The following is a 22,743-nucleotide window of genomic DNA, read 5'->3' as shown; positions in this document are numbered from 1 at the left end:
GGCCTGCGACAGCCGGCAGGCGCGCTTTGCGCGACACTCGTTCCCATCTTCCCCAACAACAAGGAGCCCCTCATGACCCGTACCATCCAGCAGCTGTTCGACCTCACCGGCAAGACCGCCCTCGTCACCGGCGGTTCACGCGGCCTGGGCCTGCAGCTGGCGCAGGCGCTGGGCGAAGCCGGCGCCAAAATCATGCTGAGTTCGCGCAAGGCAGAAGACCTCGAAGAGTCGGCCGCCACGCTGAAGGCGGCCGGCATAGCCGTGGACTGGATCGCTGCCGATTGCTCGAAAGAAGCGGACATCCGCGCGCTGGCCGATGAAACCATCAAGCGCTTCGGCCATGTAGACATCCTCGTCAACAATGCGGGCGCCGCCTGGGGCGCGCCGGCCGAAGACCACCCGGTCGAAGCCTGGGACAAGGTCATGAACCTGAACATCCGCGGCTACTTCATCCTGAGCCAGCACATCGCCAAACACAGCATGATCGCGCGGCGCTCCGGCCGCATCATCAACGTGGCCTCCATCGCCGGCCTGGGCGGCAACCCGCCCGAGATGACCACCGTGGCCTACAACACGTCCAAAGGGGCGGTGATCAACTTCACGCGCGCACTGGGTTGCGAATGGGGCAAGTACAACATCACCGTCAACGCGATTTGCCCGGGCTTTTTCCCGAGCAAAATGACGGTGGGCACGCTCAAGGCCCTGGGCGAGGAAAAACTGGCCGCCCACGCGCCGCTGCAGCGCCTGGGCGACGACGAAGACCTCAAGGGCCTGTGTGTGCTGTACGCGTCGGACGCCGGCAAACACATCACCGCGCAGTGGCTGGCCGTGGACGGCGGCGTCTCCGCCGTCACAGGCGGCTAGCGTGGGCTACTGCGCAGGCGTGATGCGTCGTTGGGCGGTGCCCGGAATCCTCACGTGCCGGGGTACGTTCCGGTTCCTGCGCTCCGTCCGCCTCGCCTGACGCCCGCTCGCTACACCCACAGGAAAAACAAGTATGAAATTCGGCGTCGAGATTCCCTTTGTCCATCACCTCGGTTTCGAGCTCGTGCTGTTCGAAGGCGGGGCCTCGCAGATCGACTACACGCCCCTGGCCGAGCACCTGAACTCGTTTCATGTCACGCACGGCGGCGCACTGATGACGCTGCAGGACGTGGTCATGGCAACGGCGGCGCGCAGTGTGCAGCAGGACATGGGCGTGGTCACCATCGAGATGAAAACCAGCTTCATGCGCCCGGCGCCCGGTGACGGCAGCAAGCTGACAGCCAAGGGCCGGCTGATCCACCGCACAGCAACCATGGCCTTCACCGAAGGCACGGTGTACGACGACCAGGGCCGTATCTGCTCGCATGCCACCGGCACCTTCAAGTACGTCAAACGCCTGCCCGTAGGCCCCAAAGGGGTGAACGCCCTCCAGACCGTCATTTCGACGGATTAGTGGAAAAAACATATTTTTACAAGACAAATCGTGCTTCAGCCCTTGTCCCACGGGCGCCAGTAGCTCGCAAATTTATAGCACACCAGGAGACACCCCCATGCCACTCAACCAGCAAATCCTTCTCGACAACCGTCCCAGCGGCGAAGCCGTCGCCAGCAACTTCAAGCTTGTCAGCAGCGACACGCCCGCGCTGGCGGACGGCCAGGTGCTGGTGCGCCACCACTACCTGAGCCTGGACCCCTACATGCGCGGCCGCATGAACGACGCCAAGAGTTATGCCCAGCCGCAGGCCCTGGGCCAGGTCATGGGTGGCGGCACGGCCGGCGAGGTGGTCGAGTCGAAAAACCCGAAGTTCGCCGTCGGCGACAAGGTGGTCGGCATGGGCGGCTGGCAGGAGTACAGCGTGGTCGATGCAACCCAGCCTGGCGCCCTGCGCAAGGTCGACACTACCCATGTGCCGCTGTCGCATTACCTGGGCGCCGTGGGCATGCCCGGCGTCACAGCCTGGTACGGCCTGGTGAAAATCATTGAGCCGAAAGCCGGCCAGACCGTGGTGGTCAGCGCCGCCACCGGCGCCGTGGGCAGTGCCTTCGGGGCGCTCGCCAAGGCGCGCGGCTGCCGCGCCGTCGGCATTGCCGGCGGGCCGGACAAATGCAAATACGCCGTCGATGAACTGGGCTTTGACGCCTGCATCGACTACAAGCTGCACAAGGACGCGGCTTCGCTGTCGAAGGCGCTCAAGGAAGCCTGTCCCGACGGCATCGACGGCTACTTCGAGAACGTCGGCGGCATGATCCTGGACGCCGTGCTCACGCGCATGAACGCTTTCGGCCGCATCGCGCTGTGCGGCATGATCGCCGGTTATGACGGCCAGCCGCTGCCCATGACGTATCCGCAACTGATTTTGACGAATCGCCTGAAAATCCAGGGCTTCATCGTCAGCGAACACATGGAAGTCTGGCCCGAGGCCCTGAAGGAACTCGGCACGCTGGTTGGCACCGGCAAGCTCAAGCCGCGCGAGACCGTTGCGCAGGGCATCGCTGCGGCTCCGGAAGCTTTTCTTGGCCTGCTGAAGGGCAAAAATTTCGGCAAGCAGTTAGTCAAGTTGGTCTGACACGGCATTTTCTCCGCCGTTGAAAGGGATGCCATGAATGTCACCCACGAAGTCTTCAACCAGCCCGAGCCGCTGGTCGACTACAACCTGTTCGACACCAACCGCGGCCTGCGCGATGCGCTGAAATTCAATGCGCCGCAGCTGGCGACGGCGGAGCTGAGTGCGCTGGGAGCAAACCTTGGCAGTGCGGAGATGCAAACGCATGCGCGCCTGGCCAACACGCACACGCCGCAGTTGCACAGCCACGACCGCTTTGGCCGGCGGGTGGACCAGGTGGAGTTTCATCCGAGTTATCACGTGCTCATGGATGCTGCCACCAAGGCGGGGCTGCACGGCACGCCTTGGAACGGCGAAGGCGCATCACCCCACGTGCTCAGAGCCGCCGGTTTCATGCTTTTCACCGAGCTGGAGCCGTCCATCCTGTGCCCGATCTCCATGACCTACGCGGTCACGCCGGCGCTGCGCGACAACGCCGCCATCCACGCCGACTGGGCACCCCGGCTCACCAGCCGTGCCTACGACCCGGCGCTCAAGCTGTTCTCGGAAAAAACCGGTGTGACCATGGGCATGGGCATGACCGAGAAGCAGGGCGGCTCCGACGTGCGCGCCAACACGACGCAGGCCGTGCCCGATGGCAGCGACGGGTGGGGCCAGCGCTTTCGCCTGACCGGCCACAAGTGGTTTTTCTCGGCGCCCATGTGCGACGCCTTCCTGGTGCTGGCCCAGGCGCCCGCAGGACTGAGCTGCTTTTTCATTCCGCGCGTCCTGCCGGACGGCAGCCTCAACACGACCCACATCCAGCGCCTGAAAGACAAACTCGGCAACAAGGCCAACGCAAGCTCCGAAGTCGAGTTCAATAGCGCCACCGCCTGGCTGGTCGGCGAGGAAGGCCGCGGTGTGCCGCAAATCCTCGAGATGGGCACCATGACGCGGCTGGACTGTGCACTCGGCACCAGTGGCCTGATGCGCCAGGCGTTGAGCATTGCGCTGAACCATTGCGCGCAGCGCGAAGCCTTCGGCCGGCCGCTGATCGACCAGCCGCTGATGCGCAACGTGCTGGCCGACCTGGCACTCGAATCCGAAGCGGCCACCGCGCTCGCCATCCGGCTGGCCCGGGCCTTTGACCACAGCGCCGACCCGCACGAACAGGCGATGGCGCGCCTGCTCACGCCGGTCGCCAAGTTCTGGATCTGCAAACGCGGCAGCCACTTTGCGCAGGAAGCCATGGAATGCCTGGGCGGCAACGGTTATGTGGAGGAGGGCGGCGAAGGCATCATGGCCCGCATCTACCGCGAGATGCCGCTCAACTCGATCTGGGAAGGTGCCGGCAACATCATGGCGCTGGACCTGTTGCGCGCACTGCGCAAGGCCGATGCCGCCGCCGCACTGGCGCAGGAACTGGCACCCGCCCAAGGCGCCCACCCGGCGCTGGACCGGCTGGCCGCGGCCTTGCCGACCCGTGTCGAGGAGATGGCCAACGAAATGGAGGCCCGGCGGCTGGCGCAGGACGTGGCGCTGGCCGTGCAGGCCGCGCTGCTGTACCAGAGCGCGCCCGCCGCCGTGTTCGAGGCTTTCTGCGATTCACGGCTGGGCGGCGACTGGGGCCAGGCTTTCGGCACTCTGGGCGCCGATGTGGATTTCGACGCCCTGATCAACCGCGCCATGCCGCGATGAATTTGTGTTCCTGTCATTGCGGACTTGATCCGCAATCCATCCCTGGCACACCGTCATGGATCCCGGGTCAAGCCCGGGATGACGGTCAACTGGAGCTCCCATGGCCGACCTGATTCTTCACCACTACCCGACCTCGCCGTTTTCCGAGAAGGTCCGCCTCATCCTCGGCTACAAGCAACTGGCCTGGAAGTCGGTGATCATCCCCAGCATCATGCCCAAGCCCGACGTGCTGGCGCTAACCGGTGGCTACCGCAAGACACCGTTTTTGCAGGTCGGTGCCGACATCTATTGCGACAGCGCGCTGATCGCCGATGTGCTCGAGCACCTGCAGCCCGCGCCTTCGCTCTACCCCGAGCCGGGCAAGGGTCTGGCGCGCATCATCGCGCAGTGGGCCGACAGCACACTGTTCTGGGCCGCCATGGCGCACAACCTGGGCCCCAAAGGCGCTGCGCACATGTTTGCCGGCGCGCCCCCCGAGGCCGCCAGGGCTTTCGGCGAAGACCGCAAGGCCATGAGTTTCAACATGACGCGGCTGCGTCCGGCCGATGCAGCCGCGGCTTACAAGTCCTACTTGCGGCGCTTGTCGGACATGCTCGACGAACAACCTTTCCTGCTCGGCCAGGTGCCCTGCATCGCCGACTTTTCCGCCTACCACCCGCTGTGGTTCACCCGGGTGCGCACGCCCGTGGTAGCCGACATCCTGCAGCTCACGCCGGCCGTACTCGAGTGGATGGACCGCATGGCCGCCATCGGCCACGGCAGCATGGAAAAATTCGATGCGGTCCAGGCCATCGCTGCAGCGGCAGCTGCCGACCCCATGCCGGTCGGCCACGGCCTGTTGACTGACAGCACCTTCCAGGACGAACATGGCATTCCGCTGGGCAGCCGCGTCAGCATCACGGCCGAAAGTTTCGGCCCCGAGCCCACCGAAGGTGAGCTGATCGCCGCGACACGTACGCACTACACCTTGAGCCGCACCGACGAGCGCGCCGGCACGCTGCATGTGCACTTCCCGCGCATCGGTTATGCCATGAAGACTGTCGCCCAGGCATGAGCGGCATCACCTGGCGGTCTGTCCCCTTTGCGGCGCTGACCACTACCGAGCTTTATGACGTCCTGCAGCTTCGCACGGAAGTTTTCGTGATGGAGCAGGCCGGCATCTATCAGGACATGGACGGTGCAGACCACGCGGCCGTGCACCTTCTGGGTACCGCCGATGGCGGGCTGGTAGCCTATGCGCGCTGCTTTCCTCCCGGTGTGAAGTTTGCCGAAGCGAGCATAGGGCGCGTGATCACCCGCCAGATCCTGCGCGGAAGCGGCCAGGGCCACGAGCTCATGCGCCAGGCCATCGCCTGCGTAGTTGAGCAGTGGGGTGCGCAGCCCATCCGTATAGGCGCGCAGGCACGGCTTGAGAAATTTTATTTGCAGCACGGTTTTGCGAAAGCAGGAGACCCCTACATCGAAGACGGCATTCCGCATGTGGAGATGCTGCGACCCCTTTCATTTCAGGAGCAAACATGATCAGTGACTTCAAAGGCAAAACCGCCGTTCTCACCGGTGCAGGCTCGGGCTTCGGCCTCGAGTGCGCACGCATAGGCGCACGGCTCGGCATGAACCTCGTGCTCGCCGATGTGCAGCAGGATGCGCTCGACAAGGCCGCGGCTGAAATGACCGCCGCCGGCGCGCAGGTGCTGGCTTTCCGCCTCGACGTGTCCAAAGCCGCCGAGGTCGAAGCGCTGGGCGCCGCCGTGCTGGCACGTTTCGGCGCGCCGCATTTTGTCTTCAACAACGCCGGTGTCGGGGCAGGGGGCCTGATCTGGGAGAACACGCTGAAGGACTGGGAATGGGTCATCGGCGTCAACCTCATGGGGGTGGCGCATGGCGTGCGTGTGTTCACGCCCATGATGCTGGAAGCCGCCAAAAAAGACCCGGCCTGGCAGGGCCACATCGTCAACACCGCGAGCATGGCCGGGCTGCTCAATGCGCCCAACATGGGCATATACAACGTCAGCAAACATGCGGTGGTCAGCATGAGCGAAACCCTGTACCAGGACCTCGCGCTGGTCACCGACCAGATCAGCGCTTCGGTGCTGTGCCCCTTCTTCGTGCCCACCGGCATCAGCCAGAGCCAGCGCAACCGGCCCGATGAGCTGCCGGCCGCCAGGCCGACCAAAAGCCAATTGATCGGCCAGGCCATGAGCGACAAGGCGGTCGGCTCCGGCAAGGTGACGGCGGCCGACGTGGCACAAAAGGTGTTCGACGCGATCGCCGCCAACCAGTTCTACATCTACAGCCACCCCAAGGCCATTGGCTCGGTGCAGACGCGGCTGGAAGACATCCTGCAGGCGCGCAACCCGACCAACCCGTTTGCGCACAAGCCGGAGATTGGCGAGGAGCTCAAGAAGGCCTTGCGCGAGGCCTGAAGGAGAGGCGTTCATGCTGACCGCCACCGCACTGCAGTCCGGCCCCATCGAGGTCGTTGACTACCGCTGCAGCACCGGTCCCGACGCCAGGCCATTCACCGAGGTGCACAGCGGCTACTCGGTGTCGTACGTACGCAAGGGCAGTTTCGGCTATCGCACGCGCGGCGAGAGTTATGAGCTGGTCGCCGGCTCGGTGCTGGTGGGCCACCCGGGCGACGAGTTCATGTGCACCCATGACCACCATGTCTGCGGCGACGAATGCCTGGCTTTCCATCTCTCGCCGGGTTTTGTCGACCTGATCGGCGGCGACGCCGTCACCTGGCGCACCGGCGGCCTGCCGCCTTTGCCCGAACTCATGGTGCTGGGCGAGTTGGCGCAGGCGGCGGCCTGCAAGGAGAGCGATGTCGGCCTGGACGAAGCCGGTCTGTGGTTCGCCTCCCGTTTTGTAGACGTGGTGACAGGCCGCAAGGCAACGCCGCAGCGCGCCACCGCCAGAGACCGCCGGCGCGCCGTGGACGCGGCGATGTGGATCACCACCCATTCGCAGGAAGACATCGCCCTGGCCCACGCCGCCAGCCAGGCGGGGTTGAGCCCGTTTCATTTTTTGCGGCTGTTCTCGCGAGTACTCGGCGTCTCGCCGCACCAGTACCTGGTGCGCTCCCGGCTGCGCCACGCTGCGCGGCTGCTGGCCAGCGGCGACCGGCCTGTCACCGATGTGGCGCTGGACGTCGGGTTTGCCGATCTCAGCAACTTCGTGCGCACCTTCCACCGCGCGGCCGGCGTCTCGCCGCGTGCCTTCCGCCAGGCCGCGAGAAAAGGCCTGAAAGGAGAGCGCAAGATTCTCCAAGACCGCATGGCCGCACTGCTCGATGATGACCGCTTGATCCACTCTTCAAGCAGGAAATCACCATGTACGACCACCTCGGCATAAAGGTCAGGGACCTCGCAGCCAGCATCCGTTTCTACGAAGCCGCTCTCGCACCGCTGGGCCATGTGCTGAGCTCGCACGACGACAGCTACGCCGGCATCGGCCCGGCCGACGCACCGGCCTTGTGGCTTTATGCGTCCCAGGGCGCCAAGGGTCCCGGCACCCACATCGCGTTCCGTGCAGCCAGCCACAAAGCCGTTGACGCCTTTTACAAAGCCGGCCTGAAAGCCGGCGCCAGCGACAACGGCGGACCCGGCCCGCGTCCGGATTACAGCCCGACCTATTACGCCGCCTTCCTGATCGACCCCGACGGCAACAACGTCGAAGCCGTCTGCTCCTGAGGCCGGGGCACAGGACGGTAGCCGTCTACGGGGGCGCGCCGCCCTCCGGCTGGTTTTTTCGTGGCGGAGGATTTGTACGCCGGCGGCACCGGACACACCGAACGTCGCATGGTGGGGAAGGGGCAGGGAAAAAGGGCCTTGAATCGTCAAGCATGGCAGGCCTCCCTTTCGGTTTCACGCACGAGGCAGCCGAGTTGGTCCTCACCCGATCGGCGGTCACCCGGCAGATCCAACCGCTTGAAGCCGGGCACGGCCCGCTTCGAGCGTTGCCATCGCGCTGTGGTGCTGACCGACGCCGGCAAGGTCAGAAGCTGAAGGGGAACTTGACCCCGATGGTGATGTCCGGCGCGTCGGCGGTGACGCCGATGCCGAGGTTGAATACCATGGACCGCCGGTCCGACAAGGCATAGGTCACGCCGAAGTTGAGCACGCCGGCGCTGGAGTCGCTGCCATTGACGGTCTGCCAGTCCTGTCCCTGCTGGCGGATGCGTGCTTTTCTGGCAAAGCGGTGCGAATACGAGGTGCTCAGGCTCATGCGTTCGTTGAGGGCAAAGGCAAAACCTGCGCCCAGCGAAAACTGGTCCCCCAGCCGGACACTGCCCGGCGTTCTCGTGTTCGGGTCCGAACTGATATCGCTGAAGCTGCGGTCGAAGTGGTGCGTGTAGCCCAGGTTGGCAAACAGGATGGCCGGATCCACCGTTTTGATGAAGCTCACGCCGGCCGAAGCCGCCCACACGCCATTGCCGGTCGGCAGCTTCTCGGGAAGTTTCAGGTTGCCCCCGGAATCCGGCGCATCCTCGAACTTGATGCCATAGGGGCTGGTTCCGGTCGGCGCCTTGATGCGAAAGTTGAGCACGGTGTCAGGGCGGTCAGCGCTTTCCTGGACCAGGCGGTAGAACACGCCGGCATTGACGTCGCCGATATCGCCGTTCGAGACATTCCTCTCGGCCACCGCCGAGGTGCTGAAACCCGCGCCGACCGAGGAAAAGGCGGAGTAACGGTACAGATAGGGCACGTTGATGTCGAACTGTAGCCGGTCCGTCGGCGCATAACGCCCCGTCAGGTCAAAGGTCAGGGTGTCGGCCTTGATGCGGTCAAGATTGATCTGTCCCAAAAAGATCGCATCCAGCGCCAGAAAGCCGTTGAGAAAAAGGTCCCGCCGGTTTGAGTGGGAATAACTCAGGCCCGTTTCCAGGGTGAATTTGCGGTCGAACATGGCGCTCTGTTCGCGGTAAACCGCCTCGGCACTGCGCGAAGCCGGCGCTTCCCGGACCACCGTCTCTGCGCCGCCACCCTCCGCGGAAGCCGGGTCCCGGCTTGCCGACGCATCAGGCTGGGAGCCATCGGCTGCCGTTCTCACCAAGCGCGCTTGGCCCGGGCCAGCCGCCTCAAGCTGCTGCAAACGCCCGGCCAACACCCGCAGCGAGGACTGGTGCGTGTCCACGCGCTGGGTCAATTCCTGTATCTGCCGGCGCAGCTCGGCCACTTCGCCATCGTTGTCCGCCAGGCAAGCCAGGGGGAAGCCGGCTGCCAAGGTCAACACCAGGGGCCGCAGCGGAAAAAAACGTCGCATAAGATCTCCCTCATCAGTTTTTCGATTACCCAACCAGCTGGCCGCCGCAACGCGGCGCTTTCCTCTTCAGCGCCCCGTGCGATCCCCGGGCGCGTTCCGGACTGGCACGGTTGGCCCGCCCGGACGGATCAAAAAGCGCCGCTTTGCGGCATCAGCTTCATTCCCAGCAACTGGTTGCCCGCCGCGGATGCCGGTCCGGACGCGGAATTCATCTGGACATTGAGGCTGATCCTGTTGTGAATCTGGTTGACGTCCCCACCCAGCTGCACCGACTGCAACACCTGCCCGCCGCCCATGCCCACCTGGCGAATCTGCTGCATTGCCCGTCCCTGGTCCGGAACGGCGACGGCGACATTCATGCCGTTGCCGCCCAGCCCGACGGACGCCACGCTGCCACTGGCCGTGGTGGTGGACGCCGAGAGCAAGCCGGTTGATTGGGGCTGCGGAGCGGGTTGCCCCGATGCGTTCTGGACGTTGATGCCTATGGTGTTGGTGATGCCGTTCGAGGTGCCCGCCACCTGGATGTTCTGCACCACGCCGGTGACGTCCTGCAGCCCACCGCCGCCGCCGGCCACCGCAGAGCCCTGACTTGCAGCGCCGCCCATCGCCGCCTTCTGCTCCACGGTGATGGTCGGCACAAAGCTGACCTGCGGCGTGTTGCCGGACAGATTGATCTGCAACACCCCGGACGCGGTAATGGCCTGTCCCGACGAGGCCAGCCACTGCGTCACCATTTCGACGCCGAAGTACATGACCTGACCGGCCGCCACGAATTTGCCGCGCATGTGGCCGAGTTCATCGTCGGCAATGACCGTCGCATGATCAAATACCTTCAGGTCGGGCGGCAGTGCGGCGCGTGCCAGGGGCAGGGTCGCGAGGGCACCTGCCAACGCTGCCACCAGCGCACGTTGTTGCCATGACCTGCAGCCGCCCGCAGTGGACGGCGATCTGCCGCGCCACGGTTTTTCCTTTTGCGCCGCGGCAAGCGCCAATGAATAAATGGTTCGTGTCATCACATTTCCCCTCAAACTTCAGGACAGCGTGCTGTCCGTCAACCGAAGACCATGGCCTTGCTCATTCGTCGCGCAAGGCCTCAGAAAAGCTCTGCGCTGGAGAAACCGAACTCCAGCAGTTGGGCATCCGTCAGTGGCCGCCACGTGTCCATGGTGCTGCGTGCTGTCAGCGGCTCGCTGGGGCGCAACAGGACGGTGTCACGTTCAAAGCCCTGGCCGATGATGGCGAACACCACCCGGTTCCAGCCGCTCACAAACTCCTGCCTGGCGACGACCCGGTTGCCCAGCGCCGGATCGGCGAGGTAGACCTTGTCCGGCGTCGTCTTCTTGAGCACCACAAAATGTTTGTACCCCCGGATATCCAGCAGCACGATGGTGGGGACCTTGATCCTGTCCAGCATCTCGGGCGCCATGTTGTAGCCGCGGCCGCGCATGCCCCGGGCCTGAACGTAATTTTTCAGGTCGAGCAGGGAAAATCCTTTCTCCCTGACGATGGTGGGATCACTGACCTGGAGCAGTCCCTGGATGACCTCGTCTTCCGTCAGCTTCTGGCCATAGGCGTAATTGAGGATGGTGGCAAGCGCTGCCGCACCGCAACTGAAGTCGGTTTTCTGCGGAACCATGTCCACATACCGCATTTCCCGCATGCTCAGGACGTTCTTGTGGATGGCGCCCGCGCCGGGAATCACACCGCCAAGGCCAACCGCGCCGGCGTGGCCCGCCACCGTCAGGCTGGCCAGGGCATGGCCCAGCAGCCACGCTGCAGGCGGGATCCATTTGTGGTTTGCCAGGGGCATGGCGGTTCATCCTTGTCCAGTTGAAAGCCTTCGGCCGCCGGGGGAGGGCGGCCGAAGGTTGATCCAGCAATGGAGCTTCAGCGGCGCAGTGCCTCGCCGCCGCCGCCACCGCCGTTGGTGCCACCGGCGTGGGTCGCCGACACAGCCATACCGTTGTATTGCTGGTTGTTGGTGCCCGATGCGATGTTCACGCCGATATTGCCCGCCGCGCCCATCAAGGCGTTGCCACCCAGGGAAGACGTGTTGGTCGTGGCAATGCTGACACGCGTCACGACGGGAATCATGCCGGTGACCGAGCCGCTCAAGGCAATGTCGCCCTGCTCATTGAAGCTCAGGGCGCCTCCGGCGCTGGAGTCGCCATTGGGTGTGCCGTTGGCGTTCAGGCCGGACGAGGCCTGGCGATTCTGCGCGCCCTGCACAGCACTGTCGAGGTCGAGGTGCCCGGTCTGGCTACCGCCCGGATGGGTGGTGCCGTTCCAGGTGTCGGGGTACTGGTCACCCTTCTGGTCGGAGATGCCCGCATAGATACCCCGGGACTGGAAGGCAAGATCCACCGGAACCATGGTCACGACTTCCCGCTGCTTGGGCGTGTTGGACGTGACGTTGTGGTCGTTCATCTGCTTGACCGCCACCGTTGCCGTGGCCATGCGTGCGACAGCGACAGACGCCGCCAGGTCGTTTTTCTGCTGGTTGCTGTTGCCGGCGGAGATGTTGACTCCGATGTTGCCGGTCGCATTCTGCAACGCATTGCCGGCCAGGGTTGCCGCGTTGGTGTTGCCGAAGTTGATGGCCCGGTTGGCCTGGACATCCTGGCGTGCAAAGATTTCAGCGTCGGACGAACCGAACAGGAAGCTGGCATCGGATGCGGACAGCGCAGCAGAATTCGCCTGCTGGTTGTTGTCGCCGGCCGTGACGTTCAGGCCGATGTTGCCTGCTGCGTTCTGCAGGGAGTTGCCGTTGACCACCGACGAGTTCGTGACTTCGTCGTTGTTCACCTCGTTGAGGTAGTTGATCTGCTTGTCGTCAACCACGGCTGCGGAACTCGAGTCGACTCCGATCGCACCGGTGACCTGCACATTACCGCTGACGTTGACCTCCTGCCGGTAACGCAGGTCTTTCTCGATGTTGACCCTGGTGCGGTTCTCCGTGGAACTGCTGTCCGTACTGACACTGGTTGCCGAAGTGGACTTGCTGTCCTGGGTGCCGTCCTGCGAAAAAGCCAGCGGAGCGGCGAACAATGTGGCCACCGCCAGTGCCAGACGGGCAGACTTCATTTTTTGCGTTTTCATGGAATGATCTCCAAAAAGTTAAGAGCTGTCTTAAGGTTTCGTCCCCAGCTGGAGCTGGAAGGCGAAGTTGTTGGCCGTGCTGTTGCCCGACCCCGCAGACTGGTTGATCTGGACCAGGCCGCGCGAACCGCGAAAGGCGGAATCGGAGATCGATACCGCCTTCATGTTTGCGCCCCTGGCCGGGCCAGCCAGCCCCACACCGGAAGCAGTTGCAGCGAGCACGCTCTCTGAAGCTGCTTCCACATCAAAGCCCACTGCAACCGCCATGCCGTTGGCCTGGGTGTTCCCCACGCCACTGGTCTGGTTCACGGAAACTGCGCCCGAGCTGTTCGCAAAGGCTCGGCCTCCGATCACCGCGATGGACAGATCCGGCGCGGTAGCGCGAATCCATCCTGTCGCCTGATGCACACCGACCAGGGCCGCAGCAGTGCCGCCGTCCAGGCCAATGGCCATGGCGCCCGCATTCGTCTGGGCGTTTGAATCTCCTGCTGCCATGTTCACGGCGAATCGGCCGCGAACATTGCTCAGCGCATTGCCATCGATCACGCTGCGCGTGACATAGGCCGGCAGTTCCGGACCTGTTCCCTGGCTCAAGCAAGGAAGTGAGATCAGCCAGGCCAGCGCCGCCAGAACCGTGGTTGGTTTGGGTTGAATGCGGATCATGGCCGTCTCCCTACCTGGTTCCGCCGGCAGGCAGCAGGACGCCGGTCAGGGTAGTGCCAAGTGCACCGGTGGCGCGGGTCACACTGCCTCCCGCCTGCGCGCCGAAGCCGGCAGCCAAGGAACCCAGCCCACCTGCCGGCCCGAAGGCGTCGCCCCCTGCAGCGGTGAATTTTTCGGACGTCAACCCGGCCTGCGCCGTCACCGTCTGCACGGTGGCCGCGACGCTGCCCATGTGGCTCTGCACGCGTCCCGCGATCGCCGCCGACTCGTGATCCGTCAACTCGGTGACTGCGCCGGCACGGACCGCGGATCCGGCACCCAACATGGCCCTGACCTGGACATCCGGCGCGGTCTGCACGCCGCTGACCTGCCCGGTATGGCGCGGAGCGGCCACGGACTGGTAAGGCACATCCCGGGTGATGACCAGGAAGCCATCCCCGGCGGACACCTGCGCGGCAAAAGCGAATTGACCCACCACCAGCACACCAGCGCGAGCCCATCTCTCTGGATATCGAGACATGATTTTTTCTCCCTTCGCTGTCGGATGAATCCAGCATCACCCGTCTGCTCGACATCGCGTGGCGCCGAAGCCGTCCTTGTGACAGGGCTTCATGGCCTGCGTTATCGGGGGCCAGTGTCATCCCCGCCGCCGGCTCTGCCAATCCCTTCAATGGGGTATCCCCGGCGTCGAAGCAGCCAGTGTGTTTTAGGCGCGCAGCCCCGTGATTCGTGAGGCGGCGCTTGGAGAAGGCGTCATTTTTTCGACAGGCGCGCGGCCTGACAACCGGCTTATGGCGAGGTGTAAAGCCGGTAACCGGGCGTATAAAAAAGGCAGGGGAGGGCCCGAAAAGGCCGGGCGATCGCGGCCCGTCAGGTCAGCAGCCGAGCCGGGACGGCGAACACCCGGCAGTGGCCATCTGAATGACCGGGCGTGGTCGGGCTTCGCCCGCTCGGCGCATGCCGGTTGTCGTTGTGCCGGTGGTGTTCAGGCCGGCTGCAGTGCAAACGTCACCTTGACCTCGGCCGCTGCCGGCGTACGCCCGGCGCGGCGTGGCCGGGCGGCAGCAGCGGCCATCACCAGTCGCAGCGACGATGGTTCCATCGCGTAGATCAGCGCGCGGCGGTGCTCTGTCGTCAGAAAGCTGCTGCCGGCGTCCACCACGACGTCGCGCGGATCGTCATCGAGCGTGACCCACAAACTGCCTTCGTGGCAGGTGATCTGTACGCCGGCGACATCGGACACGCTGAACATCGCCTGGTGGGCAAGGGTCAGGTCCAGGGGGCTTGAGTCGGTCATCATGGCACTCCTTTTAAGCTTTCACATTCGGTGTGGAAATGAATATACTGGCCGGCCCCAGAGCGTTCAAACGGTCATTTGGAATCCTTGGCATGCCTCCAAAGAATGTGAAACCTGCTTCCCCGGCAGTCCTTGCCCAAGGCTTTCGCCGCAGCGAACTGCCGCGCCTGGAGCTCCTTCACAGCTTCGAGGCCGCCGCACGCACGCTCAGTTTCACCCGGGCGGCCGCCGAGCTGTTTCTCACGCAATCGGCCGTCAGCCGGCAGATCCAGCAGATCGAAGCCGACCTGGGCACCGCGCTGTTCGAGCGTCGCCACCGTGCGCTGGCGCTGACCGACGCCGGCAAGCTCATGCAGCGTGCCGTCAGCGATTGCCTGGAGCGCCTGCGCGATGCCACCGCCAGCGTACGTGCCACCACCACCGCGCGGCAGGTGGCCATCACCACCACGCCGGGCTTTGCCTCGCTGTGGCTGATTCCGCGTCTGGCACGTTTTACCGCCACACACCCGGGCGTTGATGTGCGCATTTCCGCCACGCTGGAAGTGCTGGACCTGGAACGAAGCGGCATCGACGTCTCGGTCCGCCTCAGGACCATAGAAAATGCCGAGGGCAGTTCCCTGTTCGAGGAAACCGTGACGCCCGTGTGTTCACCGCTGCTGCTGAAGAACCACGCCCTGCCTTTGACGGAACCGGCGGACCTGGCAGGCCACACCCTGCTGGCCACCGACATGCCTCAAGGCCAGCCACTGACCATGGACTGGGAGCCCTGGTTCCGGGTCATGGGGCTGCCCGACATGCGCATGAAGAATACGCTCCGGTTTTCGCAGTACTCCGATGTGGTGGCGGCGGCGGTCGCAGGGCAGGGCGTGGCAATCGGCCGCCTGCCGCTGCTGGCGGAGCTGCTGCGCGACGGCAGGCTGGTGGCGCCATTCAGCGGGGCCGCGTCGCGGTTCGGCTACTTTGTGAACATGGCGCCGCGTTCAGCCGGCAACAGCGATGCGCAGGATTTCGTGCGCTGGCTGATAGCCGAGGCCGAATCCGCGAAGATCGTCTGCGCCTGAAGGTGCCGGTCAGGCCGGGCATTGCAGGCTCAGGGCCTGCAGGGTCTTGCCGCCTTGCGGATCAAACACCACCAGATTGACCTGTCGATCATGGCCGGGCGTGGCGGCAATGCTGCGAAAGGCCAGCTTTTTCGGGGCGGCATCGGCGCTTCGGTAGTCGCCGGCCTGGGTGTATTGCCGCACCACAAAATCATGCTTCAAAAACTCACCGGCGTTTTCGCCAGCCTTTACCTTCGAGTTGTGACCGTGCTCGGTGACTGTCCAGTAGGCCGCCCACGCCGGCACCGGTGCCGCCGCGTTGACCGGCGTGACCACGGCTTCGAACTGATCGCCAGCAAGCTGCCTGAGCTCAATGCGAATCTGGGCGGTTTCCTTCTGGCCGCTGATGCGTTGCTCTGCCCCGTGCCACTGAGGCCAGTCACGGCCATTGACAACCACCTGCGGCGTATAGATGCTACGCAGCCGGTTCCTGTTGGCAACTTCCCGCTGGCGCGTGGTGTGCGCAGGCGCCGCAAACCGGTCCACCCATCCGATGTAGTCCCAGTAACCCACATGAAAGGCCTGCACCACCAGGTCTTTTCCCTTGAGGGTCGAGGCCCACTTGTCAGCAGGCGGGCAGGAACTGCAGCCTTCCGAGGTATAGAGCTCCAGCACCGGCGTCACCAGGGGGCCGGAGCTGGCTGCGCACTGGTTTGACATGGCAGATGTGGCGCTGGCCCATGCGGCAAGGGCGAAGGCAGCTATTAATTTTGTAGCAGAAACAGCCATGACCTGGGTCCTTTAAAGAGTCGTAACCCCTGTTTGTCGTGCGGAAATGGCTGTTCTTACAGCGCCGCTTTCACACCAACCGAAGGCGCGGTCCCCTGATGACCATGGGTTACGGGCTCTTTCCTCCGGCTTTCAAAACCAGCAGGGCACCTCAAGTGGGTCAGCCAAAATGGGTACTATTGGTCTACCAGGGCCAGTTTCAATGGCATTAACTACTACCAATGCCATGCGTTCTTGAGTTGGCAGCATGAGAATCCCATGACTATGATGCGCAAAGTGCCGGAGGGAGAGACGATATGGCGGAAACCTCAGACCCTGAGGTCACGTCTGCTTACGCTCGCCGCGCTGCCCTTGGGTCCGGCGGTGCTGCTCGTCCTGCTGTTCATCGTCCTTCAGGCCATGCGCATACAGGAAGAGGCGCAGGCCAGCGCGCTGCGTACGACCCGCGCGCTTGCGGTCGCGGTCGACTCCCGGCTTCGGGAGGTCGAGGCCAGCCTGATCGCCCTGTCTGTTTCTGACTCCCTGCGCAACCAGGATCTCGCCACGTTCTATAAGCAGGCCCTGTCGTTCCAGGTGTCGACGGGCCTGGGCACCGTCGTCGTGCTGGATGAGCGTGGCCAGCAGCTCGTCAACACGTCCCGCCCCTATGGCGCACCATTGCCGGCGCTGGGCGCCCAAGCGCCAGCCATGCCAGTCATCCTGGGGGGCAGGCCGATAGCCCGGGTAATCAAAGCACCAGCGTCGGGCGAGCCGCTGGCTATCGTGAGTGTTCCTGTGCGTATCAACGGTCAGGTGCGGTACGCCCTGTCGACGACCCTCGACTTTCGCCATTTCGATGATCTCCTGCGCCAGCAGGCCCTGCCGCCAACCTGGATTGGCGCCATCGTCGACTCCGCGCGCGTGGTGGTGGCGCGTACCATAGAGTCCGACAAGTTTGTCGGTACGCCGGCCTCCCGCACCATCGCCCACGCGCTGTCAATCGCCCGGGAAGGCGCTTTTGATGGCGTTACCCTCGAAGGCATTCCGGTTCGCACACTTTATTCATCTACGGGCGATGCCGGCTGGGCGGTGGTGGTGGGTGTGCCGAAAGCCGAACTGGCGCGCGAGTTGTACATGCCGCTGCTCTGGTTCTCCGTGTCCGTCCTGCTTGTACTGGGTCTGGCCGCCGCTTCTGCGTGGTGGTACGCGCAGCGCATCGGCCGCGCCATGGCTATGTTGAACAACGCTGCCCGCGAACTTGGGGGAGGCGCAGCGGTCAGCGTGCCGCCCTTGGGCATTGTGGAAGCTGACCAACTCGCGGCCGCCATGACCCTCGCCAGCTCGGAACTGCGCGGCAACGAGGCCAGATGGAGCGCGGTTCTCGCGTCGGCCATGGACGGCATTGTGGCCGTGGACGAATCCCAGCGCATCGTCATCTACAACCCCGCGGCAGAGCGGATTTTCGGCTGGAGCTTTCACGAAGCCGTGGGCCAGCCTCTGGGAATGCTCATTCCGTCCGAGCACCGCGGCGCACACGAGGGACAGGTGCGGCGGTTCGGACGTACGGGCGAGACTTCACGGCGGATGGGCGGGAGCGGCGGCGTGGTCGTGAGCGGACTGCGCATGGACGGGACGGTTTTCCCGATCGAAGCGTCCATTTCACATGTGGACAGGGGCGGGGACCGGCTCTACACGGTCATCATCCGGGACGTCACCGAAGCCGTGCGGGTGCGGGATGACCTGACGCAGATGGCCGCGCAAGCGAGCCACGTGCGCGAGCAGGAGAAGGCGCGGATCGCGCGGGAACTGCACGACGAACTGGCCCAGTCACTTGCCGTTCTGAAGATGGACCTTGTGCAACTGGGTGGTGCGCTAAGGACCAGCAACCCCGACATGGCGCAAAACGTGGCGCGGATGGTGGCCGAGGTCGACGCCACCGTGGCGGCCACCCGCCGCATAGCGGCCGACCTGCGGCCTCTGCTGCTGGACGACCTGGGCCTTGCCGCCAGTATCGAGTGGCTTGGCGAGGAATTCACCGGCCGTACAGGGGTTGCCTGCACCGTCCAGCTTGAAGGGGACCTGGACTTGCCGGAGCCCTACGCCACCGGGGTATTCCGCATCCTGCAGGAGGCGCTGGTCAACGTGGCGAAGCATGCACGCGCCCATCATGTCGAGGTCAGCGGCGAGCGCAACGCAACAGAAATCCGGTTTGCGGTCGTCGATGACGGTGTCGGGTTTGACACTGGCGGGCCGCGCAAGCCCCTGTCCCTGGGTCTCGCCGGGTTGCGCGAACGCGTCCACCTGCTGAAGGGTAAGCTTGTTGTGACCAGCGGGCGGGGAAACGGAACCCGGGTAGAGGTGACGATCCCCGCGCCGGCGGCAGCCCATGCGGTTGGGCTTTCCGGGGACGATACGATTCCTGGTTGAGTGCTATGAATTTCAGGGCACCGTGAACGTTGGCGCAGTAGATGCGGCCAGTGGATTGGCTCCGACAAAGAAGCTTGATGTCGATGTGTTCGACGTACTTCGCTAATTGTCGAGAGTTCCTGCAAAGTGCTGAAATCGTCCAGGGACTTTGCCAGGCGGGGAGTCGAAGAAAAAGTAGCCCGATGGAATTTACTTTTGTGAATTCCCCGATGCCGTCGCAGATCAGAGCAGGGGAGGCGTGTCCGTACGCACGACGCGTGTACGCACGCCATCACGCGTTTCCAGGCGGTCTTCCAGTTCGCCGATGTAGGCGGCCAGGGTGTTGCCGGACTGCTCGATCTTGCCGATCAGCACCTGCTGGGTCTGGGCCAGCCGTTCTGCCAGCACCGTCCCGTGGGCGGCCTCGCGCTGCTGGGCCACTACGGCCTGGGCTTCGAGGTACTGTCGCAGTTCCGTGAAACGCGAGGCTTCGGCCTTGTCGGCCAGCTCGCGCTGGGCCGTCAGCGCACGGGTGGACTGGCGCATTTCCAGCAGGTGGGTGCTCTGGATGTACAGCGTCGTCGCCAGAAACACCAGCAGCACCGCCGCCAGCAGCACCAGCATGACCATGCCCAGCGGCACCTGCACGGTGGTGAAGCCCAGGCTCAGCATCGAGGGCCGGCTGAACTCGTCCAGGTTGAGCGCGGCAAAACCGGCCATCAGCACAATGGCGACGATTAACACAATGGTTCGGATACGCATGGTCGGGCTCCAGAAATTGAAGTTCTCATCATGCTGGCCGCGCCCGGCCCTGTCTGTAGGAAAAAAGCCTGTCCGCACGCGCGGAGAACAGCGCAATCAGCCGGGCCTGGTGGCGTCGGTGCCTGGCTCCGGCTGGTCGGGTGGGCGTGAGCCGCCCGGCTCCAGCGCTTCGGCGGCTTGCTCGTTGAGTGCCTGGCCGGATTGCTTCGGCCTGGTCAGCGGCGCCGGTGTCCAGCGTCCGCCATGCATCAGGTCGATGCCGCTGCTGATGTCGCCGCACAGCTGCAACTGCAGGCGCTCGGCATCGCGGCGGCGTATGTCTTCGGCCACCTCGGCAACCTCGGCCTCCTGCACACCGAGTTGGCGCAGCGCCGCACTGCTGAAGGTCAGGGCCGACTCCAGGGTTTCGCGCAGCTGGTAGTCCACGCCCAGGCGGATCAATTCGATCGCGTGCTGGCGGTCGTAGGCGCGAGCCAGCACCGGGGTCAGGGGGAACTCATGCTTGGCCAGTTCCACGATAAGGCTGGTTGCCTCTTTCTTGTCAACACAGACCAGAATGGCACGGGCATGACCGGCGCCGCTGGCGTGCAGCACGTCCAGCCGCGTGCCGTCGCCGTAATACACCTTGAAGCCGAACTGGGCCGCCGCGCGGATCATGTCGGTGTCGTTTTCGATGATGGCAATGTCGATGCCGCGCGCCAGCAGCGACTGGCTGGCAATCTGCCCGAAACGGCCGAAACCGATGATGAGCACGCTGCCCCGCAGGTCCTGGGCAACGTCAACACCGTCCATGTCCTGCTCCGGCTTGGCGGGCAGGAGCCAGCGAAGCGACATGACCGCCAGCGGGGTCAGCGCCATCGAGATGATGATGGCGGCCGTCAGCACGGCGTTGACACTGGCCTCCACGATGCCTGCCGCAGCCGCCGCCGAATACAACACAAAGGCAAACTCGCCGCCCTGGGCCATCATGGCGGTACGTTGCAGGGCGTCGCCATGGTTCGATTTGGTGACGCGGGCCACGGCGTAAATGCCCATGCCCTTGAACGCCATGTAGGCCAGCACACCGCCAAGAATCAGCGGCCAGTCAGCCAGCACCAGCTTGAGGTCCAGCGACATGCCCACACCCATGAAAAACAGGCCCAGCAAAATGCCGCGAAAGGGCTCGATGTCGGCTTCCAGCTGGTGGCGGAAGGTGGATTCGGACAGCATCACGCCGGCGGCAAAGGCGCCAAGCGCCATCGACAGGCCACCCCACTGCATGGCCAGGGCCGCGCCCAGCACCACCAGCAGGGCTGCGGCCGTCATGACTTCTCGTGCCTTGGCCCGCGCCAGTACGCGAAACAGTGGATTGAGCAGCCAGCGGCTGACCGCCACCAGGCCGATGATGGCCGCCAGCGCCACGCCGATGCTGACCCAGCGCGACACACCCGCGCCGTCGTTCGCAGCCGGCGCCAGAAAAGCCACGATCGCCAGCAAGGGCACGATGGCGAGGTCTTCCAGCAGCAGGATGGACACCATGCGCTGGCCGCGCGGGGTGGAGGTGTCGCCGCGTTCTTCGAGCAGCTGCATCACGATGGCGGTGGACGACAGCACAAAACCCATGGCCGCGATGAACGCCACCACCGGTTTCAACCCGGCGCCCATGCCCAGCGCCGTGAGCAGGGCGCCGCAAACCACCACCTGCGCCAAGCCCAGGCCGAAGATCTGGCGCCGCAGCGTCCAGAGCCGGGTCGGTTGCATCTCCAGCCCGATGACAAACAGGAACATCACGACGCCGAGTTCAGCCAGGTGCAAAATCGTGCCTGCTTCGCTGAACAAACCCAGGCCGAAGGGGCCGATGGCCAGCCCGGCCGCCAGATAACCGAGCACCGAACCCAGACCCAGCCGTTTGAACAGCGGCACGGCCAGCACGCCGGCAGCCAGCAACACCACCACCTTGACCAGCTCACTGCCTTGTTCGACTGCCATCACATTCCCGTGGACGCGCCCCGCCGGGGCTGATGCCCGAAATGGTAGCGGAGTTTGGCGGCACAAGGCCTGCACGCCATCGGGCCGGCGGGCCTCTTTGCTTTCCCTTCCTGGCTACTTGCGAAGGTAGGCGGGCAGCATGTCAAACAGCGGCGTCGGCTCGCGGCGCAGCGCGCGGCGGACCGTGGTGCTGTCCAGCGCAGGCACGCCGCTGACCAGGTTCAGGTAGGCCAGCTGCTGCATCCAGGCGACATCGACCTGCCCGTCGGGGCCGGGCCGGGAAAAGATCAGCTCCAGCATCCTTCTGGCCGGCTCGCTGCCCTGGCTTTGCGCCAGGCGGTAAAGGCGGATGGCCTCCACGAAATTGGCCGGCTGGCCTTCGCCGCGGTGGTTGCGCTGCGCCCGTGCAAAGGCGTCGGCGGCCGAGGCCGGACTGCGGGCGGGCGGTGTGATGCGCAGCCGTTCCGACAGCAAGGTTGCATTGGCAGAAGCCGCCTGCGACCTGGACGCGACCGCGCGAAAATGCTCCAGCGCTTCCGCGGGCCGGTTGGCAGTGATGCTTTCGAAGCCGAGTTCTATCCGGGCATGCACGTTGCCACCGCGCGCCGCGCTCAGCAGCAGTTGCCGGTCAGGCGCGGGGGGCGCGGAAGCGGGTTCGCCGCGCAAGCCCGGGGTTGCCAGGTGCAGTGGCGACAGCCGCTCGTCGACCAGCCACTGCAGGTACTGGGCACGCGGCAGGTCCACCCGGCGCAGCAGCGTGATCCAGCGCTGCGCCTCTGCAGGGTTGGGCGCCGTGCGGCAGCCATCGATCTCGCACCAGGCCAGGCCAGCGGCGGCCAGCGGCTCACCCAGCGCACGCGCGCGCTCAAACCACACGGCGGCCTCCGCCGGACTGGCTGTCACCCCGATGCCGTGCAGATACAGCAGGCCAAGCAGCCAGGAGGCGCGGGCCTGCTCCCGCGCAACGCGGCCCGGTTGCGGCTCCGCCGACAGCGCCCGTGAGCGCAGGCGCGCGACTTCCGCCTCCAGCGCCGAGGGTCGCTCCCCGGCCTGCAGCGCAGGCGGCGGCAATTCGGTGGCGCTGAGCGTTTCGGGCGTCGGATCCGCCGCGCGCAGCGGTGGCGCAGGCGGCGGTGATCCGTCGAAAGCCGGCTCCGGCGCGATGCTGCCGGCAGCTTGGACCGCTCCCAGCCACAGGCAGCAGCAGGTGACACGGATGATGAACCGCAACATGGCCGGCTTCTGCAGC

General features: G+C 64.9%; 22 protein-coding genes. 11 read left to right on the top strand and 11 right to left on the bottom strand.

Features of this window, described 5'->3' with window-relative positions; genetic code table 11:
* Positions 1 to 72 precede the first annotated feature (72 nt).
* The 9 genes from B7X65_RS00675 (at position 73) to B7X65_RS00635 (ending at position 7,918) form a co-directional block, all read left to right on the top strand.
* Positions 73 to 864 carry an SDR family oxidoreductase gene (locus tag B7X65_RS00675; protein WP_293592071.1) on the top strand — a complete coding sequence of 264 codons (792 nt, stop codon included), beginning with the start codon at positions 73 to 75 and terminating at the stop codon, positions 862 to 864.
* 133 nt (positions 865 to 997) lie between these two features.
* Positions 998 to 1,438 (top strand): PaaI family thioesterase, encoded by a 441-nt coding sequence (locus B7X65_RS00670; protein WP_293592070.1) that lies wholly within the window; start codon positions 998 to 1,000, stop codon positions 1,436 to 1,438.
* A gap of 97 nt (positions 1,439 to 1,535) precedes the next feature.
* Positions 1,536 to 2,552, top strand: coding sequence for an NADP-dependent oxidoreductase (locus B7X65_RS00665; protein ID WP_293592069.1), 1,017 nt, complete (start codon positions 1,536 to 1,538; stop codon positions 2,550 to 2,552).
* 33 nt (positions 2,553 to 2,585) lie between these two features.
* Positions 2,586 to 4,226 carry an isovaleryl-CoA dehydrogenase gene (locus tag B7X65_RS00660; RefSeq protein ID WP_293592068.1) on the top strand — a complete coding sequence of 547 codons (1,641 nt, stop codon included), beginning with the start codon at positions 2,586 to 2,588 and terminating at the stop codon, positions 4,224 to 4,226.
* A gap of 100 nt (positions 4,227 to 4,326) precedes the next feature.
* A complete protein-coding gene (locus tag B7X65_RS00655) occupies positions 4,327 to 5,280 on the top strand; it encodes a glutathione S-transferase family protein (protein WP_293592067.1) in 954 nt (317 codons plus the stop codon).
* Positions 5,277 to 5,747, top strand: coding sequence for a GNAT family N-acetyltransferase (locus B7X65_RS00650; RefSeq protein ID WP_293592066.1), 471 nt, complete (start codon positions 5,277 to 5,279; stop codon positions 5,745 to 5,747). Before B7X65_RS00655 ends, B7X65_RS00650 begins: the two co-directional genes overlap by 4 nt.
* The gene (locus tag B7X65_RS00645) at positions 5,744 to 6,649 is read left to right on the top strand and encodes an SDR family oxidoreductase (protein ID WP_293592065.1); all 906 of its coding nucleotides are present in this window, start codon (positions 5,744 to 5,746) and stop codon (positions 6,647 to 6,649) included. The genes B7X65_RS00650 and B7X65_RS00645 overlap by 4 nt, the downstream gene beginning before the upstream one ends.
* A 13-nt stretch (positions 6,650 to 6,662) precedes the next feature.
* Positions 6,663 to 7,580, top strand: coding sequence for an AraC family transcriptional regulator (locus B7X65_RS00640; protein ID WP_293592064.1), 918 nt, complete (start codon positions 6,663 to 6,665; stop codon positions 7,578 to 7,580).
* Positions 7,559 to 7,918 carry a VOC family protein gene (locus B7X65_RS00635; protein WP_293592063.1) on the top strand — a complete coding sequence of 120 codons (360 nt, stop codon included), beginning with the start codon at positions 7,559 to 7,561 and terminating at the stop codon, positions 7,916 to 7,918. The genes B7X65_RS00640 and B7X65_RS00635 overlap by 22 nt, the downstream gene beginning before the upstream one ends.
* A 304-nt stretch (positions 7,919 to 8,222) precedes the next feature.
* On the opposite strand, the gene B7X65_RS00630 is transcribed toward B7X65_RS00635, so the two are convergent.
* The 7 genes from B7X65_RS00630 to B7X65_RS00600 all read right to left on the bottom strand — a co-directional run bounded on the left by B7X65_RS00630 (position 8,223) and on the right by B7X65_RS00600 (position 14,550).
* Positions 8,223 to 9,491, bottom strand: coding sequence for a transporter (locus tag B7X65_RS00630; RefSeq protein ID WP_293592062.1), 1,269 nt, complete (start codon positions 9,489 to 9,491; stop codon positions 8,223 to 8,225).
* A gap of 128 nt (positions 9,492 to 9,619) precedes the next feature.
* The gene (locus tag B7X65_RS00625; RefSeq protein ID WP_293592061.1) at positions 9,620 to 10,504 is read right to left on the bottom strand and encodes a hypothetical protein; all 885 of its coding nucleotides are present in this window, start codon (positions 10,502 to 10,504) and stop codon (positions 9,620 to 9,622) included.
* A gap of 80 nt (positions 10,505 to 10,584) precedes the next feature.
* Entirely contained in the window at positions 10,585 to 11,301 is a 717-nt protein-coding gene (locus tag B7X65_RS00620; RefSeq protein WP_293592060.1) for a C39 family peptidase, read from the bottom strand.
* A 77-nt stretch (positions 11,302 to 11,378) separates the two neighbouring features.
* Entirely contained in the window at positions 11,379 to 12,590 is a 1,212-nt protein-coding gene (locus B7X65_RS00615; RefSeq protein ID WP_293592059.1) for a hypothetical protein, read from the bottom strand.
* 30 nt (positions 12,591 to 12,620) lie between these two features.
* Entirely contained in the window at positions 12,621 to 13,253 is a 633-nt protein-coding gene (locus tag B7X65_RS00610; RefSeq protein WP_293592058.1) for a hypothetical protein, read from the bottom strand.
* Positions 13,254 to 13,263: 10 nt separating this feature from the next.
* Positions 13,264 to 13,773 carry a hypothetical protein gene (locus B7X65_RS00605; protein WP_293592057.1) on the bottom strand — a complete coding sequence of 170 codons (510 nt, stop codon included), beginning with the start codon at positions 13,771 to 13,773 and terminating at the stop codon, positions 13,264 to 13,266.
* A gap of 465 nt (positions 13,774 to 14,238) precedes the next feature.
* The gene (locus B7X65_RS00600; protein ID WP_293592056.1) at positions 14,239 to 14,550 is read right to left on the bottom strand and encodes a DUF2917 domain-containing protein; all 312 of its coding nucleotides are present in this window, start codon (positions 14,548 to 14,550) and stop codon (positions 14,239 to 14,241) included.
* Positions 14,551 to 14,642: 92 nt separating this feature from the next.
* Between B7X65_RS00600 and B7X65_RS00595 the strand changes: the two genes are divergently transcribed.
* Positions 14,643 to 15,611, top strand: coding sequence for a LysR substrate-binding domain-containing protein (locus tag B7X65_RS00595; protein WP_293592055.1), 969 nt, complete (start codon positions 14,643 to 14,645; stop codon positions 15,609 to 15,611).
* 9 nt (positions 15,612 to 15,620) lie between these two features.
* On the opposite strand, the gene B7X65_RS00590 is transcribed toward B7X65_RS00595, so the two are convergent.
* A complete protein-coding gene (locus B7X65_RS00590; protein ID WP_293592054.1) occupies positions 15,621 to 16,310 on the bottom strand; it encodes a DUF1223 domain-containing protein in 690 nt (229 codons plus the stop codon).
* 327 nt (positions 16,311 to 16,637) lie between these two features.
* Between B7X65_RS00590 and B7X65_RS00585 the strand changes: the two genes are divergently transcribed.
* Positions 16,638 to 18,785: a PAS domain S-box protein gene (locus B7X65_RS00585; RefSeq protein WP_293592053.1), complete on the top strand. Its 2,148-nt coding sequence runs from the start codon at positions 16,638 to 16,640 to the stop codon at positions 18,783 to 18,785.
* A 222-nt stretch (positions 18,786 to 19,007) separates the two neighbouring features.
* On the opposite strand, the gene B7X65_RS00580 is transcribed toward B7X65_RS00585, so the two are convergent.
* From B7X65_RS00580 to B7X65_RS00570, 3 genes are all read right to left on the bottom strand, one after another.
* On the bottom strand, positions 19,008 to 19,526 hold the full coding sequence (locus B7X65_RS00580) for a hypothetical protein (protein ID WP_293592052.1): 519 nt from the start codon (positions 19,524 to 19,526) through the stop codon (positions 19,008 to 19,010).
* 96 nt (positions 19,527 to 19,622) lie between these two features.
* The gene (locus tag B7X65_RS00575; protein WP_293592051.1) at positions 19,623 to 21,494 is read right to left on the bottom strand and encodes a monovalent cation:proton antiporter-2 (CPA2) family protein; all 1,872 of its coding nucleotides are present in this window, start codon (positions 21,492 to 21,494) and stop codon (positions 19,623 to 19,625) included.
* Between the two features lie 114 nt (positions 21,495 to 21,608).
* A complete protein-coding gene (locus tag B7X65_RS00570) occupies positions 21,609 to 22,727 on the bottom strand; it encodes a hypothetical protein (protein WP_293592050.1) in 1,119 nt (372 codons plus the stop codon).
* Between the last annotated feature and the right edge of the window lie 16 nt (positions 22,728 to 22,743).

It is taken from the genome of Polaromonas sp. 39-63-25, assembly GCF_002278925.1.
Lineage (GTDB): Bacteria > Pseudomonadota > Gammaproteobacteria > Burkholderiales > Burkholderiaceae_C > Polaromonas.
This window is presented reverse-complemented; position numbering and strand designations above follow the sequence as displayed.